The sequence below is a fragment of the Flavimarina sp. Hel_I_48 genome, assembly GCF_000733945.1.
Taxonomy (GTDB): Bacteria; Bacteroidota; Bacteroidia; order Flavobacteriales; family Flavobacteriaceae; genus Leeuwenhoekiella.
In genome coordinates, this window is record NZ_JPOL01000002.1 from 1,705,593 (window position 1) to 1,726,074 (window position 20,482).

16 protein-coding genes are annotated in these 20,482 nt (G+C 40.6%); 5 read left to right on the forward strand and 11 right to left on the reverse strand.

Annotated elements, in window-relative coordinates; all coding sequences use genetic code 11:
* Positions 1-61 precede the first annotated feature (61 nt).
* Positions 62-1,354 (forward strand): aminopeptidase P family protein, encoded by a 1,293-nt coding sequence (locus P162_RS07560; protein WP_031426673.1) that lies wholly within the window; start codon positions 62-64, stop codon positions 1,352-1,354.
* 130 nt (positions 1,355-1,484) lie between these two features.
* On the opposite strand, the gene P162_RS07565 is transcribed toward P162_RS07560, so the two are convergent.
* The 11 genes from P162_RS07565 to uvrC all read right to left on the reverse strand — a co-directional run bounded on the left by P162_RS07565 (position 1,485) and on the right by uvrC (position 17,371).
* A complete protein-coding gene (locus P162_RS07565) occupies positions 1,485-2,282 on the reverse strand; it encodes an FkbM family methyltransferase (RefSeq protein ID WP_051907820.1) in 798 nt (265 codons plus the stop codon).
* Between the two features lie 95 nt (positions 2,283-2,377).
* Positions 2,378-2,818, reverse strand: coding sequence for a hypothetical protein (locus P162_RS07570; RefSeq protein ID WP_031426675.1), 441 nt, complete (start codon positions 2,816-2,818; stop codon positions 2,378-2,380).
* A gap of 103 nt (positions 2,819-2,921) precedes the next feature.
* Positions 2,922-5,687 carry a TonB-dependent receptor gene (locus tag P162_RS07575; RefSeq protein WP_031426676.1) on the reverse strand — a complete coding sequence of 922 codons (2,766 nt, stop codon included), beginning with the start codon at positions 5,685-5,687 and terminating at the stop codon, positions 2,922-2,924.
* A 173-nt stretch (positions 5,688-5,860) separates the two neighbouring features.
* A complete protein-coding gene (gene pgi / locus P162_RS07580) occupies positions 5,861-7,510 on the reverse strand; it encodes a glucose-6-phosphate isomerase (RefSeq protein WP_031426677.1) in 1,650 nt (549 codons plus the stop codon).
* Positions 7,510-8,751: a M23 family metallopeptidase gene (locus P162_RS07585; protein WP_031426678.1), complete on the reverse strand. Its 1,242-nt coding sequence runs from the start codon at positions 8,749-8,751 to the stop codon at positions 7,510-7,512. Before P162_RS07585 ends, pgi begins: the two co-directional genes overlap by 1 nt.
* Positions 8,752-8,779: 28 nt before the next feature.
* Positions 8,780-9,742: a tryptophan 2,3-dioxygenase family protein gene (locus P162_RS07590; protein ID WP_031426679.1), complete on the reverse strand. Its 963-nt coding sequence runs from the start codon at positions 9,740-9,742 to the stop codon at positions 8,780-8,782.
* A gap of 3 nt (positions 9,743-9,745) precedes the next feature.
* Positions 9,746-10,522, reverse strand: a complete 777-nt coding sequence (locus tag P162_RS07595) for a DUF3108 domain-containing protein (protein WP_031426680.1) — start codon at positions 10,520-10,522, stop codon at positions 9,746-9,748.
* A 204-nt stretch (positions 10,523-10,726) separates the two neighbouring features.
* The gene (hppD, locus tag P162_RS07600; RefSeq protein ID WP_031426681.1) at positions 10,727-11,887 is read right to left on the reverse strand and encodes a 4-hydroxyphenylpyruvate dioxygenase; all 1,161 of its coding nucleotides are present in this window, start codon (positions 11,885-11,887) and stop codon (positions 10,727-10,729) included.
* 40 nt (positions 11,888-11,927) lie between these two features.
* On the reverse strand, positions 11,928-13,136 hold the full coding sequence (locus P162_RS07605; protein WP_051907821.1) for a homogentisate 1,2-dioxygenase: 1,209 nt from the start codon (positions 13,134-13,136) through the stop codon (positions 11,928-11,930).
* Positions 13,137-13,249: 113 nt separating this feature from the next.
* Positions 13,250-15,499 (reverse strand): patatin-like phospholipase family protein, encoded by a 2,250-nt coding sequence (locus P162_RS07610; RefSeq protein WP_031426684.1) that lies wholly within the window; start codon positions 15,497-15,499, stop codon positions 13,250-13,252.
* 75 nt (positions 15,500-15,574) lie between these two features.
* Positions 15,575-17,371 (reverse strand): excinuclease ABC subunit UvrC, encoded by a 1,797-nt coding sequence (uvrC, locus tag P162_RS07615; RefSeq protein WP_031426685.1) that lies wholly within the window; start codon positions 17,369-17,371, stop codon positions 15,575-15,577.
* 246 nt (positions 17,372-17,617) lie between these two features.
* Here uvrC and P162_RS07620 point away from each other — a divergent pair, with 246 nt between their 5' ends.
* Genes P162_RS07620 through P162_RS07635 form a run of 4 tightly spaced genes read left to right on the forward strand, consistent with a single transcriptional unit; the run spans position 17,618 to position 20,451 of the window.
* A complete protein-coding gene (locus tag P162_RS07620) occupies positions 17,618-18,067 on the forward strand; it encodes an ATP-dependent zinc protease (protein ID WP_031426686.1) in 450 nt (149 codons plus the stop codon).
* Positions 18,039-18,911 (forward strand): 30S ribosomal protein S6--L-glutamate ligase, encoded by an 873-nt coding sequence (gene rimK, locus P162_RS07625; RefSeq protein WP_031426687.1) that lies wholly within the window; start codon positions 18,039-18,041, stop codon positions 18,909-18,911. The genes P162_RS07620 and rimK overlap by 29 nt, the downstream gene beginning before the upstream one ends.
* Positions 18,912-18,914: 3 nt before the next feature.
* Positions 18,915-19,898, forward strand: coding sequence for a succinylglutamate desuccinylase/aspartoacylase family protein (locus tag P162_RS07630; RefSeq protein WP_031426688.1), 984 nt, complete (start codon positions 18,915-18,917; stop codon positions 19,896-19,898).
* Positions 19,879-20,451, forward strand: a complete 573-nt coding sequence (locus P162_RS07635; RefSeq protein ID WP_031426689.1) for a 5-formyltetrahydrofolate cyclo-ligase — start codon at positions 19,879-19,881, stop codon at positions 20,449-20,451. Before P162_RS07630 ends, P162_RS07635 begins: the two co-directional genes overlap by 20 nt.
* Positions 20,452-20,482 lie beyond the last annotated feature (31 nt).

Consider the following 20,482-nt stretch of genomic DNA (forward strand, 5'->3'; position numbering starts at 1 on the left):
ATGTGGCTTAACCGCGGTAAGAGTTGGCTTCTTTGTACTTTTGAAAAAAGACATTCTTATTATGAAATACGATCTTATAGACAACCAATTATTCATCAAAAACCGTAAAAACTTTGCTAAAGCCATGCAGCCCAACAGCCTGGCCGTTTTTAACAGCAATGACGTTTATCCCATTGGGGCAGACAGTACGATGCCCTTTCAGCAAAACCGGGACATTTTTTACCTGAGCGGTGTAGATCAGGAAGAAAGTAGACTTATACTTTTTCCCGATGCCCCTAAAGAAAAGCACCGCGAGATCCTTTTTTTAACCGAAACCAATGAACATATCGCGGTCTGGGAAGGTGAAAAACTGACCAAGGAAAAAGCACTGGAAACCAGTGGGATCAAAACGGTATACTGGCTCAAAGATTTTAAAAAAGTCTTTGACGAGATCATGTCACAGGCAAGTACGGTTTATATAAATACCAATGAACATTACCGCGCCAATGTGGAAACCGAAACCCGCGAAGATCGTTTCAACACCTGGCTCAAGAAGGAATATCCCGCCCATAGCGTTGCAAAAAGCAACCCTATCTTACAGCGTCTGCGCTCGGTCAAAGACCAGATAGAACTTGATATTATGCAGCAAGCCTGTAAAATCACAGAAAAAGGTTTTAAGCGTGTGTTGCAGTTCACAAAACCTGGCGTATGGGAATATGAGATTGAAGCGGAATTTATGCACGAATTCCTGCGCAACCGCTCCCGTGGCTTTGCCTACACGCCCATCGTTGCTTCCGGGAATAATGCAAACGTGTTACATTATGTGGTCAACAATTCGCAATGTAAAGATGGCGAACTCATGCTGCTGGATGTAGGAGCAGAATACGGCAATTATAGTAGTGATATGACCCGTACAATACCTATTTCGGGGAGGTTTACCGAAAGACAAAAAGACGTATATAATGCCGTTTTACGAGTGAAAAAGGAAGCAACAAAAATGCTGGTCCCGGGAACGCTTTGGGAACCTTATCACGAAGAAGTGGGTAAATTGATGACTTCGGAATTGATAGGTCTTGGGTTACTCGATAAAGCCGATGTTCAAAATGAGGATAAAGATTCACCAGCATACAAGAAATACTTTATGCACGGCACGTCGCACCATATAGGCCTTGACACGCATGATTATGGTTTACTGCACGAACCTATGCAAGCCAATAATGTATTTACCGTAGAACCCGGAATTTACCTTCCCAAAGAAGGTTTTGGCATCCGGCTGGAAGATGATGTCGTGATTCAGGAAACGGGCGAACCCATAAATCTTATGGCAGATATCCCACTGGAAGTGGAAGAAATCGAAGAATGGATGAATAAATAAGATTCGGTTAGATTCTTAACAGAACAAAAAAGTCCCACAAATCAGTTGAATTTGTGGGACTTTCTTATTTAAATAATTAACTACGGAAGCAAAATCCAGCAATTTTTGTTCATTTAAGCTATTTTTCAGCCTATTTATACCAGTTTTCGGGCAATTTAACGGGTTTTTCGGTAATGCAATTATCAAAATCAAGTGCATGTGGAAATTCACGCTGATAATCTTTAAAATCATCCCTATCGTTGCGCAGAAACGTAAATTCGGCAGCTTTCGGGATATCCACACCGTTGCGGCTCACCACGCGTTTGTAGTTATTGGGATGAATATGCACACAGGAGTGCGTATACAGGAGTTTGTCAAAAACGCTTTCAGAAATCCTAAAAAAGTCTGGATCCCAGAATTTTTCCAGTCCGTGAAACTCGATCACCAGTATCCTAAAACGCCGCATCAATTTATCTGAGATGGTCAATAATGCAGGATATTCGGCATATTCTATATCCATCTGCAATAACAAATCAGAATCTTCTTTAAGGCCAGCCCCGTCAACCCAGCTATCCATCGTGATCAGATGCTCGCTATTGTAGGTGCCTATATGTTTTTTCAGAAAATTGAAACGTGTCTCACCTTCTTTAAAAGTCGGTTTTTCTACGGAGGCATCCGCCAGGAATATCTTGATGTCATGTTTCAGGCAGTCTTCTTCAAATTGGCTCATTTGCTCTACCCCTGGGGAAAAGCATGCTTCAATATACTCTAAATCGTCTGGCAGCACATAGCCGCCATCTCGTTGCGGCCCCAGCCTAACCATGCCTTTTTCAATCGCCTTTGGCCTTAATCTATTAATCAAACTAACAACCCTATCGGTTTCCGTGACTGATTTACCGATCAGCCCTTGCTGAAGGAATGCTCTTTTGACGTAATTTTTAGGCTTCATAGTTGGAAAGTGCTAATTGGGTTTCTTAAATAAAAGACTCAGAAATCTAAAGAATACAGTATTATTTAGTCAAATTTCTAAAGGTTTTCAATCATTTAAAACCAATTAGCCCACGGGATCATAGCTAGTACGGCTAAAAGCGCCAGGGTATAAAAAATTGCAAGTTGCTTAAATTTTGGCCTGGAGGTCAATTTTCTTTTATGGCGGCTATACCCTACGGTCACAAAAACAACGGCCAGGATCATACCAATGGGATGTTCTACCACATACAAGCGTATGGCGGGATCTTTCATCGCAGCGGCCATACCTTCTGAAGCTATAGCTTTAGCACCCAGCGGAGACACAAAATAAAGCACGATACCTATCAATAATTGAATATGGGTAACAATAAGCGTAAAAAGCGCCAGACGCATATCACGGGCACCGTATTGCTTATCGCCAAAAAAACTTACCACGCTATTTACGGTGGTGACTATTAGCATGATTAAAACAAGATACGCCCAGTACGAGTGCACAAATTGTACATATGGATACATAGAATACATTTTTAATGAAATTCAAAGATACTTTTTTTAAAAGCAAAAAACCCTTCCGTTTAGAGAAGGGTTTTGAGTAAAAAATTTATTTTGTGTTGATTATTTAGAAGTTAAAACGGAAACTAGCATTCCATGTTCTTCCAAATCCGAAATATACACGGTTGCTGGTAGAGATACCATCATACGTAGGGTCACCTGCATCAGCAAAAACATTAGTATCAGATTCTGAAATATATGTTTTATCAAGAATATTATTCATGTTAAAACGAAAGCTCATGTTCTTATCTAAGAAAGGTAGATTGAAAGATAGCCCAGCATCCAGAAGACCAAAAGAAGGCAATTTAAGTGCACCTTGCTCTGTAACATCAGTAGCGTCATAAGCTGCGTACAAGTTATCAGCAAAACGATAATTTGCATCTACTGATAAGGTTTTATAGATTCTATAATCTGCACCTATAGCAGCAGTAAGTTGAGCTGCGTCGCCTACCTTAACACCATTTAAGGGCAATATCTCAGTAACCTGGTTTCCATTAGCATCTAGTAATGGCTGGCTACTATTATCTAAGAAAAATGCGGTAACATCATTCTTATATTCCCAATCCCCTACAGAAAGCATTCCATTTATACCTAAACGATCTGTAGGTCTTGCAGTAAAATCTAGCTCTACGCCGTAATGTACCTGAGTAATATCGCGTACGTTCGCACTACCTGTAATACCTTCTTCATTAGCGGTATTTGTTGTTTCGTAACGATTTGCCCAGCTTGTACGGTAGGCATTTAGATTTGCCCTGAATCCATTTGTACGAAATCCATAACCTATTTCAGTCCCTATAACTTCTTCATTTTCTAAATCAACATTTAAAATGTTTTGGTTATTAGGATAAACAGCATCAAACAATGGCTGCTTAGAATAATATCCTCCATTGGCAAATACATTGTGCTTTTCATCTATATTCCAATTTATACCACCTTTAATGTTACCCCCAAGTCTGTTTTCAACATCTGTTTCCTGAATTGGGTTACTATCAAGATAAAGAAATTCGTCAATGCGTTGAAAACCTTGATTTGATAAAGATCCCTGAACAAAAAGAGTTACATCGTTAAGATCATATTCTGCCTGAGTAAAGAAACCATACCAGCCAACTTTGCCTTCACTGTAATAATCTATCTTTTCTTCATCATCTATACTCTTGAAAACATTTAAACTGTTACTTATGGTAGGAGCATACGTTTTAGTTAAAAAACGGTATGGGTCATTTACATTATCATTATCCACATATACATCTGCACCCATAAGATCTACCAGTCTTCTATAGTGAAAACCTGTATATTGCCTTAAATCGATACCAAAGTCAAGGGTAAGTCTCTCACCAATCATAGTCTCAAAATTGGATATTAATCCAAACCAGTTATGTGAGTTTACTGATGAACGCTGAGATATACCATTTTGAGCACCGTAAATATGGTCGCCATCTTCCACGTTATCATTGGGAGATGGGTAACTGTTACCATTTACAAAAGCTCCCTGATAAGCACCGTCGCCACCATTATAACCTTCTCGATTTAAGCCGAGGCCCTGACCAGAGTTAAAGGCGAAAATACCATCAATAGGTACAAGACCGTTATTTACTTTTTCCAATTGAAATGATTGTCCACCATCAATTCGACCTATAGAGCCTATGGAACCCCCTCTACCTAATGAAGCGTACGCTGAAGTATTAAGTTTTGACTTGTCAGAAATTTTCCAGTCCCAGGACAAAGAAGCAATAGGTTTGTGATAGAAGTTCCCACCAAAAGTGAATTCTTTTCCATTTCTTAATCCATAATCACTATTGTATTTTATTCTTGGATCTACGCCATTGCCATACCGAATATAATCTGCAATAGAAGGCGCAAAGCTTCGCTGGTTATGCTGTTGTGGAGCACCGGTTACCATAAAGTTGAAATCGTGGGTAGCATTTGGTCTAAAACCTACGCCTATATAATAATTGTAGCCTTCAAAAGATGTCCCATCCACATAACCTGTACCTGCAGTCCTACTAAAAAGGAATGAACCTGACCAGCCGCTTTCGCTAAGTCCCGTATTATAAGAAGCAACTGTTTTTAAATAGTCGTTATTTCCTACGGAAGAACTGGCAAAACCACCTTCTTCACGATCTGCAGAACGTGTAACTACATTTATGGTACCACCAACAGAAGAAACAGTAAGTTTTGATGAACCAAGACCACGTTGTACCTGTATGGCTGAAGCAACATCTGATAAACCTGCCCAGTTACTCCAGTAAACCGAACCATTCTCCATATCATTAACGGGGATACCGTTGATCATTACAGCTGAATTTCGAGTGTCAAAACCTCGTATATTGATTCTCGCGTCACCAAAACCACCACCTTGCTTAGTTGCATAAATAGAAGGTGTATTGTTAAGGATCTCCGGAAATTCCTGAGCTCCTAATTTTTCCTGTATTTCAGCAGCGCGTATGGTTGAAACTGCAACGGGGGTTTTTCTATCCTTGGCGATATCAACAACACCAGTTACAACAACCTCATCAAGTGCATCGGCATCAGCTGAAAGTGTAGTCGTCCCTAAATCTACTGTTTGATTTGAAGTAACTTGAAATTCAATCTCCTGACTTTTGAAACCTACATAAGAAACTCTTATTGTTCCATTAGATTGAGCAACGTTAAGTGTGTATTCACCATCAAAGTTTGTCGTAGTACCATTTGTTGTACCGTTAACAATCACATTCACACCCGGAAGTGGCATGCGCTGATCATCAACTACGGTACCGGTAATCTTACCCTGCGCAATGGCCATAAAGCTCATCAAGAGACAAGCAAGAACCATTAAACTAGTAATTTTTTTCATAGGTATTTATTTAGTAATTAGTTTAACGCAAAATTGGGATTATCTATCAGTATTAATATTAAGAGAATGTTAAGAAAGAGAAAATTATCACCTATTTGTATAAATTATAAACAGCCTATAATCTATTGACTATAGGCTGTTTATAATTTATACAACGTTTTTCTTAAAGTTTTTTACCCTTTAAAATAGTTAATAAGTGCAGTTGTTGAACTATCATGTTTCGCAATATCATCCCCATTAATATCTTTTAAAACATTCTTGGCAAGTTGCTTTCCTAATTCCACGCCCCACTGATCAAAACTGAATATATTCCACAGCATTCCTTCAACGAAAATCTTGCTTTCATACATAGCTATCAATGCTCCAAAACTTTCCGGAGTCAATTTATTGATCAAGATGGAGTTTGTAGGCTTATTCCCTTCAAATACCTTGAATGGCGCAAGCTTGTCTATTTCCGTACCGGCCATTCCAGTATCTTTTAATTCTTTGCGCACTTCTACTTCGGTTTTACCGGTCATCAGCGCTTCGGTCTGGGCAAGATAATTAGCCATTAACTTGTTATGGTGGTCCTGATCGCCGTGAAGCGATTCTTTATAACCAATAAAGTCTGTAGGAATAATTTTTGTTCCCTGGTGAATCAACTGGAAAAACGCATGTTGCGAATTAGTCCCTGGCTCTCCCCAAATAATGGTTCCCGTCTGATAATCTACAGGATCACCGTTTTGATCTACGCTCTTACCATTACTTTCCATTGTGGCTTGCTGTAAATAAGCAGGTAAACGGTGTAAATATTGCGTGTAAGGAATAATAGCCTCACTTTCAGCTTTGAAAAAATTGTTGTACCAAACGGTCAATAAAGCCAGTGTGACCGGGATATTTTTATCAAAGTCACTGTTCTTGAAATGCTCATCCATTGCATGCGCACCTTTGAGGAAAGATTCAAAATTATTGTATCCCACAGAGATAGCAATGGTCAAACCTACCGCACTCCAGATCGAGAAACGGCCTCCAACCCAGTCCCACATTGTGAAGATATTTTCTTCGGCAATTCCAAATTCTTTAACTGCTTCCAAATTTGTGGATACCGCAACAAAATGCTTTGCGACATCTTTCTGACGGTCTTCACCGGGCTGTGCATTTTTCCTGATGAACCAATTGCGTGCCGTGTTTGCATTAGAAAGGGTCTCCTGGGTTGTAAAACTCTTGGAAACTACTACAAAAAGTGTGGTTTCTGGATTGAGCTTTTGAAGGTTTTCATGCACATGATCGCCATCTACATTCGAAATAAAATGAATGTTGAGGTGATTCTTATAGTAGGCAAGCGCTTCGGTCACCATGTCTGGACCTAAATCTGAACCACCAATACCAATATTCACAACATCTGTGATCGCCTTACCGGTAAAACCCTTGTGGCTACCACTTATTATTGTTTCAGAAAAGTTTTTGATTTTTTGCTTTGTTTCATTGATTTCATCAACGATATTTTCTCCATCTACAGTAATCTTTGCATCTGCTGGCGCGCGCAAAGCTGTGTGCATTACTGCTCGACCTTCAGTTTCATTGATAACCTCACCGCCAAAATAAGCATCTAGCGCTTCCCCTAACTTCATTTCTTTTGCAAAATCACGTAAGTGCTGCATGGTTTCTGCAGTGATTCGGTTTTTGCTATAATCCACATAAAAATCTTTCCATTTCAAGGTAAATTCCGCTGCGCGGTCCCCTTCCTGGAATAGTTTTTTCATCTGGGTGTCTTTTATGGCATCGTAATGCCCCAAAAGCTTTTTCCAGGATTCAGTTTTAGTTGGGTTTATTTTGTTCATAATTAAAGGGTTTCTTCAAAGTGAATTGCATCCAGCTCTTCTTTGAGCGGTGCAATATGATTATAAAAAGGTGTTCGCAAGGAATCTGCAAGCGGTTCTGCCGTGGGGAGATCTACCTTAAACGGGTCAACCTGTTTTCCGTTTTTCCAAAAGCGGTAGCAAACATGCGGCCCAGAGGTGTTTCCAGTCATTCCCACATAGCCTATGACATCCCCTTGCCTTACGTAATCGCCCACCTTTGCCTTACGCTTGCTCATGTGCAAATACTGGGTATCGTAGGTTGAATTATGCCTAATTTTGACATAATTGCCATTTCCGCCGCGGTATTCTGAATTGATCACCGTACCGTCTGCCGTAGCCATAATGGGCGTTCCCACCGCACCGGCAAAGTCGGTGCCTTTATGTGGGCGTATACGGTTTCCGTAAAAAGCGATACGACGTTTAAGGTTGTAGCGTGAGGATATACGGCTAAAGGAAAGTGGACCTTTTAAAAATGCCCTTCTAAGATTGTTAGCTTCTTCATCGTAATAATCCGTAAGGTTCTTGATCGAATCATTTTTAAAGCGAAATGCATAAATGGGATTCCCGCTGTACTCAAACCACGAAGCCTTGATCTCGCCATAACCGGCAGGTATCGTATCGTTTATAAATTTCTCTGTATAGATTAGCTTAAAACGATCACCGGGTTGCAGGTGGAAAAAGTCTATGGTCCAAGCGTAAATATCAGACATTTTATAGACCAGGTTTACGCTTAGGCCCAGATCGTCAAACGTGGTAGAAAGATTGTTTGATATCTCGCCATAAACCGTTTTTTCAACCAGTGTGACCGGTTTTTTTTCTTTTTTGGCAGATATGGAATCATTAAAATTTATCACCACATAATCTATGGCATTCTCCTCGTAAACAAAAGCCTGGGCTTTGTTAATGGAATCTTTAGCTTTGAAAAGTGTGTAAGGTGCGCCAAGACGTATGCGGCGCGTATCAAAAACCTCTTTTGTACTATCTGTTATTTGCTGGATTTCGGCATAATCTATACCGTTATCAAAAAGGATTTTGCCGAAGCTGTCACCGGGGCGTACCGTATCTCGCAGAATTGTATAATCATCTACGGTAAACCCATATTCTTTTACAATTTCTGGTTCTGAAACTGTTGCAAGTTCCTTTTTAGGTTTTGGCTTGGCTTTCTCCTCACAGGAATATAACAGGATGGAAGAAAGCAAAACAATGTAAAAAAAATGCTTCAATGCGTTGGTCTTTTAAATGCTTATTTGGTTAGACTTCTTTGCCCCAGTTTTCAAGTTCTTCCGCGCTCCACAAACTGGGGAAAAAGACGCGTTTTTGATATTTGGGGTGCATGTATTTTGTCCATTCACTACCTCCGGTTGCTTCGAGCGGCTTTTTGCCCTGACTTAGATAGTGGCGTGCCGCTCCATAATGCGCCATGACCCACTTTATGTTAACGGTATGATCATAATGCCGCATGGCCGCTTGCAGTTGGGGATCCTGTTGCGCTTCCTGGGGCAGCGTCCTGAACTTAGAATACAAATTTACATTTTTAAATGTTTTTATATAACGCAGCAAAGACCCTTTATATTTTTGCTCAAATTCCTGTAATGTGTAGGTTTTTTTTCCTGTAGAAAAATCTTTCCCGGCCGCTTGCCAGTACAGGTGCTCAAATGCTTCGTCGTAAAACACATCCTCCCATCGCTGTTCCCTGGCAAACTTTTCAGAAAAATCTTTACGGAAGCGATTATCTATAAGGTTGATGAGTTCTGTGCTCGCAAATTCAATCTGCCTGTACTGCGCACTTTGAAATCCACTTGCCGGACTCAAGGTACGCCGGAATTTCAAATATTGCTCCATGTCCATACCTTCTCCCATGATCGTAAAAGAAGCCGTTAACATGTCAAAATACCGACTAATTCTACCCAATTTTGAGGTAAAAAAGGCAGTTTTTAGTACTTCTACATCTGCAATTTGCTGCAGTTCCCACAAAATCATTTTAAAAAGGAGCTCATTGATCTGATGGTACATTATAAAAACCATCTCATCTGGCAAAATAGTACGCTGCACCTGAAGGTTTAGTAGGGCATCAGTTTGAATATAATCCCAGTAATTGATAGGTTTTGCATGTACCAGCCCTTCAAGTTGATGTTCTAGTGGCTGCCCTATTTCCTGAAATTTTTCTGAGAGTTCCCCTAATTGTTGCGCTACCGAAGGTTTATAAGTACCCATTAATTAATCTTGAATGATATAAAATGGATGCTTCAATCCCTTGTATGCATCCAGATCTGCTTTAAGTGATCCTACGGCAAGTTCTGCCTTGATGCGCAAAGGTATTTTATTTTTATCAGCGCTTACCCATAAAGTAAGACTTTCCTTCTCTTTAAACACCCGGCCCGCTTGTACAAGTGGTCTAAATACAAGTGCCTCTACATTACCAAATTTTGTGCTTATCGTCTCCCGTCCCAAAAATCGCAGGCTAAACTGAAAGTTTTCTTCATCAAAAAACATATCCAGACGCGTTTCCTTTCCTTCTTCAAGATCGTTGATATCAATTTTGTCCCTGAGAAAATAAAACGAAGAAATCATGTCGTGAACAGATGCCGGGGTATCATAAGTCGTATGCTTGTTATGTTTTTTATCAAAAACATACGCTTTCTTGCGTTGTTGATCAAAATCAATGATCTTGTCCTTGGTGTGACCACCTTCATCAATTTTACGAACAAAACGATGGGGCAAAATAGTTTCTTTATCTATATAGGTTTCGTAATAATCTTCTACACTAAAAAACAATTTGGTCATTCCTGTTGTAGTACCCTCTCCCTTGATGTGGTAAACGGGCTTATTCTTATAGCGCTCATTCACTACCGAAAGTGTGGCTTCACCGGCTTTAAACCACCCACTATAGCTCAACCGGAATTTAAACCATTCCCCACCTTCAAAAGCCGGCTCCTGCGCGGGCGAACTCCAGGCAGTGAAGAGCGTTATCAATATTACTAGAAACTGGTTCATTACCATATCATTTTGGGGTTTTCAAGTATAATTACAAGAGTTGTTCCAAATTTTACTGAAATGGAAAAAAACTGGGTTCTGCAAATCAAATCTGTTCTTATAAATTCAAACGAAGCTAAGGCGATAACCTCACTACATATTCTAACGCATTGATCACGATACCTATTGTTAGCTTCTAAAAATGGCTTTTAAATCTTTACGGAATTATAAAGTCCCGCGTTGCTCCTGTTCCCGTTCTATAGATTCAAATAATGCCTTAAAATTACCCGCACCGAAGCCTTTTGCACCCATACGCTGTATAATCTCAAAAAACAAGGTAGGCCTGTCCTGTAATGGTTTAGTAAAAATCTGAAGCAAATATCCTTCTTCATCTGCGTCTACAAGTATAGAAAGCTCCTGCAATCTATTCAGGTCTTCCTTCATGCGATCCATGTGTGAACCCAGCCTACGGGGAATATCATCATAATAGGCCTGTGGCGGTGGCGGCAAAAACTCTACGCCGCGTGCTTTAAGATCTGCAACCGTATTTACGATATCATCTGTGGCAACGGCAAGATGCTGTATGCCGGGACCTTCATAAAAGTCCAGGTATTCTTCTATCTGTGATTTTTTTACACCTTCTGCGGGTTCGTTGATAGGGAATTTGATGCGGCCATTGCCGTTGCTCATTACTTTGCTCATCAAAGCGGAATACTCTGTGGTAATTTGCTTGTCATCAAAGGTTAGGAAATTGACAAAACCCATCACGTCCTCATACCATTTTACCCAGGTATTCATCTCTCCCCAACCTACATTTCCCACCATGTGGTCTATATATTTTAGCCCTGTAGGTTCCGGATTGTAATCTGACTCCCACTTGCGGAAACCGGGTAAAAACCCACCTTCATAATTTTTTCTTTCCACAAACATGTGAACGGTTTCTCCATAGGTGTAAATACCAGCTCGTACTACCTCACCATGTTCATCCTGTTCAACTTTGGGCTCCATAAAAGGTTTTGCGCCTCTCTTCGTGGTTTCTTCAAATGCGATGCGCGCGTCATCTACCCAGAGCGCCACGATTTTGACACCATCTCCATGCTTTACGATATGCTCATTAATAGCTGAATTGCTATTCAATGGCGAAGTAAGCACCAAGCGGATTTTATCTTGCTTAAGCACATAACTCACGCGGTCTTTTTGACCAGTTTCCAGACCGCTGTACGCATGCGATTGAAAACCAAAAGCCGTTTTATAAAAATGAGCGGCCTGCTTGGCATTGCCCACATAAAATTCAACATAATCAGTTCCTAAGAGCGGAAGGAAATCCTGCGCGCCCTTAAATATTTTTTCCAGTCCGTAATCAACGGATTTTAAGTCTTTGCTCATAATTAATTTATTCTATTCTAAATTATTTGATAGCAGCTAATTATTTAGCTCCTACTTCTGGCGGTGGCGGGCCGTCTTCACCTTTTTTTGCGGGCCCTAACCACGATTTGTAGTATTCTTCATCTGCAATGGGCATGGCATCTTCACAAATTTGTAAAGGTTTAAAGGTGTCTACCATTACCGCAAGTTCTTCGGTTTCCGTTTTACCTATACTTCGTTCTACAGATCCCGGGTGCGGCCCATGCGGGATGCCGGCTGGGTGCAGGGAAACATGACCGGGCTCAATATCGTTTCGGCTCATAAAATCACCATCTACATAATATAAAACCTCATCACTGTCTATATTGCTGTGGTTGTATGGAGCGGGAATGGATTCTGGATGGTAATCGTATTTTCTGGGACAAAAGGAACAAACCACAAATGCATCTGTCTCAAACGTCTGATGTACCGGTGGCGGCTGGTGAATGCGACCGGTAATGGGTTCAAAATCATGAATGGAAAAGGCGTATGGATAATTATACCCGTCATAGCCTACGACATCAAAGGGATGTGTAGCATAGGTGAGTTCAAAAATCTCATCCTGTTTCTTGATTTTAATCAGAAAATCACCTTTTTCATCATTGGTTTCGAGTTCGTAAGGCCGTCTTAGGTCACGTTCGCAAAATGGAGCATGCTCCAGCAGCTGGCCAAACCAATTTCTATATCTCTTTGGGGTGTAAATGGGTCGGCGGGACTCTACAATAAACAACCGGTTGTCCTCGCCCTCAAAATCCATTTTATAAATCGTACCCCGTGGAATCACGAGATAATCCCCATATTTAAAATCCAGGTTTCCCAGATGGGTTCGCAATTTCCCTTTGCCACGATGTACAAAGATCAACTCATCCGCATCGCTGTTTTTATAAAAGTAATCTGAAGTGCTTTGTTTCGGCGCAGCCAGAATAATCGTGCAATCACTGTTCGTGAGAATTGGTTTTCTGCTTTTTAGAAAATCCTGTTCAGGCTTGATCTCAAAACCGCGAAAGCGATATGATTGTATATGGTTCTCCTTAGCGACTTTCGGTTTCACGCTATATCCTTCTTTGAGCTGCTTTACCTGGGTAGGACGATGCTCATGGTACATATTAGAATACATACCTTCAAAACCGATGGTGCCAAAAAGCTGCTCATAGTAAAGGTCACCATTGGGCTTTCTAAACTGCGTATGTCTTTTATGTGGGATTTTACCTAATTTATGATAGAAAGGCATAATTTTATTTTTATGAAATTAAAAATACGGCTCTAATTTTATAATATTCCTTAAAAAATGCCATATTTTAATCAGATATTGAGAAATATAAGCAAAAATCAGTCAATATTTTCTTAAAACCAAAATCCTAGACTAAAATTCCAGAAGGCCCTGTTTGTCTCAGGTGAGTAAGAAATTCTAGTCTGTAACGGTCCTAAAAATGTTTCCAGACCATAACCCACAAAGTAACCGGAAAGATCTGGTGAGCTAAACCAGTTGCCACTGGAAAAAAGCTTATTGCCCAGATTTGCTATATTCCCACCTATATTGAGGTGATTTTTAGGATATATTTCATAATCCAGCGTGAGGGAGGATTTAACCAGACCATCGCCGCTAAGGCTAAAAAAATCATAACCATAAAAAGGTATGATGTTGTTTATAAAATCATTCCCCCAACCACCCAGGTAAAAATCAAGGGAGTTGATACTTTCACCGGCAATCTTAAAACCACCTTCAACACCCACGTTCATTGAGAATTTTGACCCAAAATGCGTGGCATATTTAAAGGTCGCCTTACTTATGGAAAACGAATTGAAATTATCGTTGAAATCTGAAGAGAATAAATACCAATGAAAATCACCATTAAAATAAAATCCACTGGTGGGAAAGTATTTATTATCAAAAGTATCCAGTCGTAATTTGCCAAAAGTGCTGATATAATTACTGTTTTCAAAGTAAAAACGCTGCTCTTCTACCTCTTGTTGCCGTATGTTTTCGGTCTCGACCTGAAGCCACTTTTGCTCAATGCCCAACTTTAGCGAGAACTGTTTTGCAAAAAGGGTCTGGAGGTAAACCTGATTTGTAAAATCAGCAAACTCAAGTGTAAGGCTATTGAAATTTTCCAGTGGCACTTCAGCAATATCCTCTACAAAACGGGCGCTCACCCTATTGGAAAATCCCGTAAACGCAGATTTAAACCCAAAACCAATATAAAATCCATTGTCACTGTAATAATTGAGTTCATAGCGTAGATTATCACCCACAACAAGGTCAAGGGAAGCAACATCATTTTTAAATAGGAGTCGCTTTTTAGTAATATTGCCCAGCGCAGAACTCTTATAGAGATCATCATAATGCACGCTTGCCCTTAGCAATGTGGTTATTTCACTTTCCTCAAGGTTCATCACCAGGTTGAAATCGCCATTTTCATAACTTTCAAACTTATGGTTTACCCGCTGAAAGTTTCCGGTAGAAGCTAAATTGTCAATACCGCTAAAAAATTCGGCATAGGTGAGGTCTGCGGGGAGACGCATTCTCAGTTTTCCTAAAATATAGGACCGTGTATAGTATTTATTGCCCTTGATCTCAACACTCCTTATGGTAAGACTGTCGCTGAGGTTTTGTACGAGAGGAGGTTTTTTATAGCGCTCTTTTTGATAGGTGGCAACTTCTGCAAAGTCATCACTGAAATTTTTAGCCATGGTCTCGCCAGCATTGATTATTTTCTGGCCCTTGCCAAAATCAACTACCGAAAATTCTTCAATATCTGGTTTGATATAGATATCGGTTTCCTTGATTTTATCTTCCATCGCAACGATAGTTCGGTAATTGTTGATCTGTATAAGCATCTCCGGGGCGCTTTTCAACTCCTCCCGGGTACGCAGATCATCCTGAACATCTACCCCAATGATAAAATTAGCACCCCTCCGTTTTAATTCTTCCACGGGATAATTATTGATCACGCCACCATCTATAAGCACTTTGCCATCAAGCAGCACAGGACTAAATAAGGACGGCAGTGCACCGCTCGCGGTAACTGCTTCTGGAAGATAACCACTGTCCAGTATAACCTCAACACCTTTTTCGGCATCTGTGGCGATACAAAAAAACGGAATGGGCAATTTGCTGAAATCATTTACATTCTGCACATTAGCGGTGAGCTGCGTAAAAAGATTGTAAATATTTTGCCCTTTTGAAATCGCCGAAGGAAGGGTGATCTTAAAATTATTAAAAGGAAGGGTGACGGCATACTTTTCAATGTCTTCCCGCTCGTAAAAAGACCGCGAACTCCTGGGCAACGCATCCTGTATAAGTTGGCTAAAATTTACTGCCGTAAAAAGGGAATCCAGTTGATTGGCATTATACCCGGAAGCATAAAGCGCGCCTACGATGGCCCCCATACTGGTGCCGCCTATATAATCAATTTTAATCCCGGCTTTTTCAATTTCCTTTAAAACACCAATGTGCGCCAGGCCCTTTGCACCGCCACCGCTCAAAACGAGCCCCACCTTAACATCCTTGCCCCGGGATAGAACCGGCTCATCCTCCTGGGCCCGTAAGCTCCAGGATAACAAACAGATAACAAGAATGGCAAACTGTTTCATGGGGTCAAGGTAAGTTATAAAGCCATATATCAATGCAGAGCGCTTATATTTTAGATTAACGTCATAAAGTGGAAATCATTTTGCCTCATGGTAATGCTGATAAATTATTTTTGCCTTGGCCGGCCCTATAACTTCCGCAAGCTTGTTCTCGTCTTCCTCTTTGATACGGGAAACAGATCTAAAATGCCTGAGCAGTTCTATCACGGTTTTTTCCCCAATACCTTCAATGGTCTCCAGCTCCGTATTAAGTGCGGCGCTGCTACGCTTATTTCTATGGAAGGTAATCCCAAACCGGTGCGCCTCATTCCGCAACTGTTGTATCACTTTCAGGGTTTCGCTTTTTTTATCCAGGTAAAGCGGAATGGAATCCCCGGGATAAAATAATTCTTCCAGTCTTTTTGCAATCCCGATGATGGCAATTTTTCCGCGCAGTCCTAAAGCTTCAAGTGCTTTTACCCCAGAGCTCAACTGACCCTTACCACCATCTACGATGATAAGTTGAGGCAAATCCTGCTCCTCTTTAAGCAGGCGCTTGTAACGACGATAAACTACTTCTTCCATAGAGGCAAAATCATCAGGCCCTTCTACAGTTTTGATATTGAACTTGCGGTAGTCCTTTTTACTGGCTTTTCCATTTTTAAAAACAACGCACGCCGCTACGGGATTTGTACCCTGTATGTTACTGTTGTCAAAACATTCTATATGCCGCGGCTCTGAAGTGAGACGCAAGTCTGCCTTCATCTGAGCCATCAGCCGGTTGACATGCCTATCTGGGTCCACAATTTTAGTCTGCTTAAAGCGCTCGATCCTAAAATATTTTGCATTGCGTTCAGAAAGTTCTACGATACGCTTTTTATCGCCCAGTTTTGGCACCGTGACCGTGATTTCTTCACCCACTTCAACTGGAAAAGGAACGTATATTTCAGAAGATTGCGAATTAAAACGCTGGCGTATTTCCACAATACCTATTTCCAGCAGCTCCAGGTCAGATTCTGCAAGTTTTTTCTTGATTTCCAGCGTATGTGACCTGATTATCGCGCCGTGGGAAAGCTGAAGGAAATTTACATAACCATAGCCTTCATCAGATACGATACTAAACACGTCCACATTACTGATCTTGGGGTTTACTACCGTGCTCTTGCTCTGGTATCCCTCCAGGATATCAATTTTATCTTTTATTCGCTGGGCATCTTCAAATTCCAGGTCTTCAGCGTGGGTTTTCATCTTATCCCTAAAGCGGTGCAGCGAATCTTTAAAATTACCCTTTACAATTTCACGGATCGCATCAATATTATCATGATAGGATTCTGCTGAATATTTACCTTCACAGGGCCCTAGGCAGTTGCCCAAATGATATTCAAGACAAACCTTGTATTTGCCAGATTCGATTTTATCTTGTGAAAGGTCATAATTACAGGTACGCAGGGGATACAGGCCTTTAATAAGATCTAACAACGTGTGCACTGTTTTCATACTGGTAAAAGGGCCGTAGTATTCACTGCCGTCCTTAATAAGCCTTCTTGTGGGAAAAACCCTTGGAAACCGTTCGTTTTTTATGCAGATCCATGGATAACTTTTATCATCCTTGAGCATCACATTATAACGCGGCTGGTAATTTTTAATCAGGTTATTTTCCAGCAATAACGCATCGGTCTCGCTATTAACCACGATATGTTTAATCTCGACGATCTTTTTTACCAGCAGGTGCGTACGCGCGTTGTCATGCTTCTTAGTAAAATAGGAAGAAACCCTTTTTTTTAAATTTTTTGCTTTCCCTACATATAACAGTTTTCCATTTTTATCATAATATTGATAAACGCCCGGGCTGTTGGGTAGGGTCTTTAATTGTATGTCTAGGTCTGGAAATTTCATCAACTCAAATTTACGGCTATTTGTGCTTTTCAGAAATTATCTTTTGAAGATAGCCGTGCTAAGTTCTATATTCGGCATTTGTGGGCAAAATCACCTATTTTTAGGCATATTTATCAACAAAATCACCTAAAATTTACCTTCAAAAGCGACCCTAATGGTCGAAGTTTGCAAAGCCATCAAAAGATTTTATTAATTTGTTAATTAACCCACACTGCCAGAGGGTTTTATTAAATTGCAGCAAAAGAAGTGGATAAAATACTTATAGGACGTACAGATAAAGTAGATTTCCCTACGTTGGGATTCTCTGAAGTTGATGTAAAAATTGATACGGGAGCGTATACTTCTTCCATACATTGTACACACATACGTGAAGAGGAAAATCGTCTATGTTGTACATTTCTTGATCCCCAGCATCCTGATTATGATGGTAAGGAAATGATTTTTACCGCTTATGATATGACCGCGGTAAAAAGCAGTAATGGGGAGGTACAAACACGCTACGTAGTACAGGCCAACATACGCATTTTTAAAAAATTATTTAAAATAAGCCTGACTTTGAGTTCCAGGGAAGATATGCGGTTCCCCGTACTTTTAGGCAGGAAATTCCTAACAAAAAAATTTATAGTAGATACCGCACTAACCGACTTATCTTTTAACAATAAAATCCATGAATATAAAGATCCTATCCAGGAATAGTTCCCTTTACTCCACGTCCAGACTTGTAGAAGCAGCAAAAAAAAGAAAACATACTGTTGAGGTCATTGACCCGCTAAAATGTGATCTTATCATAGAAAAGAAGAAGCCTTCTGTCTACTACAGGGGTAAATATCTTACTGAAACGGATGCGGTGATTCCAAGAATTGGCGCCTCCATCACCTATTATGGAACCGCTGTTGTGCGCCAGTTTGAAATGATGGGCTGTTTTACCACTACAGAATCACAGGCACTTGTACGCAGCCGTGATAAATTAAGAAGTTTGCAGATTCTTTCCAGGGCTCGATTGGGACTTCCCAAAACAGTTTTTACAAACTATTCCCGCGATGTGAGAGAGATCATTGAACATGTGGGTGGTGCTCCCCTTATCATAAAGTTACTAGAAGGAACCCAGGGACTGGGTGTGGTACTTGCTGAAACGACCAATGCCGCAGAATCTGTAATCGAAGCTTTTAACGGTTTGCAGGCCCGGGTAATTGTTCAGGAATTTATCAAAGAGGCAAAAGGTGCAGATATTCGTGCTTTTATCATTGATGGCCAGGTAGTGGGCGCCATGAAAAGACAGGGTAAAGAGGGTGAATTCAGATCAAACCTGCACCGTGGTGGTACTGCGGAAGTGATTGAGCTTACCGATGAAGAAGAAAATGCAGCCATAAAAGCGGCCAAATGTATGGGGCTGGGTGTTGCCGGTGTAGATATGCTACAAAGTGCACGTGGACCTCTTATTCTCGAGGTGAATTCTTCCCCAGGACTTGAAGGAATAGAAAAAGCAACCGGTAAGGACATTGCAAAAAGTATCATACGATACATAGAACGTGGAATATAATTTATGGCGCAAATAGATGAGCATAACGTCCTGACCATTCTGGGTGAAAAGATCCCCCCGGGTGCGAAGCGGACGATTAATTTTAATATGGCAAAACTTTACACGACAACGTCTGTAGAGGTACCCATAATAATTCACCGCGCAAAAAAACCTGGTCCCTGTATATTGATAACTGCAGGGATTCACGGTGATGAGGTCAATGGTGTTGAAATAGTGCGCCAGCTTATCGCAAAACGTATCAACAGGCCTACTAAGGGAACGATTATTTGCATACCTGTACTCAATGTGTTCGGTTTTATTAATATGAGCAGGGCTTTTCCCGATGGAAGGGATCTCAACAGGGTATTCCCAGGATCGCGGGGCGGTTCACTGGCCAGTAGATTTGCCTATCAATTTGTCGAAAAAATCTTACCGCTGGCAGATTTCTGTATGGATTTTCATACTGGTGGTGCCAGCCGTTTTAATGTTGCCCAGATTCGGGTAGATGAGAGCGATGAAGCGCTGGTGAAATATGCCAAAATTTTCAATGCACCCTTTACCGTATTTTCAAGAAATATCAGCAAATCCTACAGGGCAACTTGCGTGAAAATGGGCAAACCCATTTTACTTTTTGAAGGTGGCAAATCCCAGGTAAGCGATAAGGCGGTGGCTCGGGAAGGCGTTTTTGGCGTTATGCGTATTCTTAATCATTTTGGAATGCTCAACGAAGAATTCAAAATGCCAGAACATAATAAACATCCGGTAACCATAAGCAAGAGTACCTGGGTACGGGCAAAATATAGTGGTTTGTTGCACCTTAAGGTTTCCTATGGTGATCTGGTAGAAAAAGGAGGTATCCTTGCAACCATTACAGATCCCTATGGCACATTTAGCCATAAAGTAAAATCGCTGAATGAAGGCTATATAATCAATATAAATGAAGCCTCTTTAGTTTACCAGGGTGATGCCATTTTTCATATATCTACAGATGCTGTCAGAGGGGAATAAAAAGGATATTCGCCAGATGTATAAAGAAAAGAGAGCAGCTCTTACTTTAAAGGAACGCGAAGCACTTAGTCTCGATATCGCCAATAAGTCTTTAGAATTAAAGCTCTGGGATTATTCCTTTTATCATATATTTCTTCCCATTGAACGATTAATGGAGGTGAATACAGAATATTTGCTTAATATTCTAAACGGGAAGGATAAGAATATAGTTGTAAGCAGTACAAATACGATGGATCTGGAAATGAACCATTTTCTACTTACAGACAGCACAGTCTTTAAGAAAAATACCTGGGGAATTCCTGAGCCACAAGGAGGTATACCTATTCCTGAAGAGCAACTGGATGTTGTTTTTGTTCCACTTTTAGCGTTTGACAAGCACGGAAATCGCTTGGGCTACGGTAAGGGCTATTATGATCGCTTTCTAGAGAAATGTAGGCCAGATTGCCTTAAAATAGGCTTATCTTTCTTCGACCCTATTGCTCAAATACCTGTAAATGCATATGATATAGCATTAAACGCTTGTGTCACAGCAGATAATATCTATGTATTTTAGGAGGACTAGTATTTTTTTCTATATTTGCCGT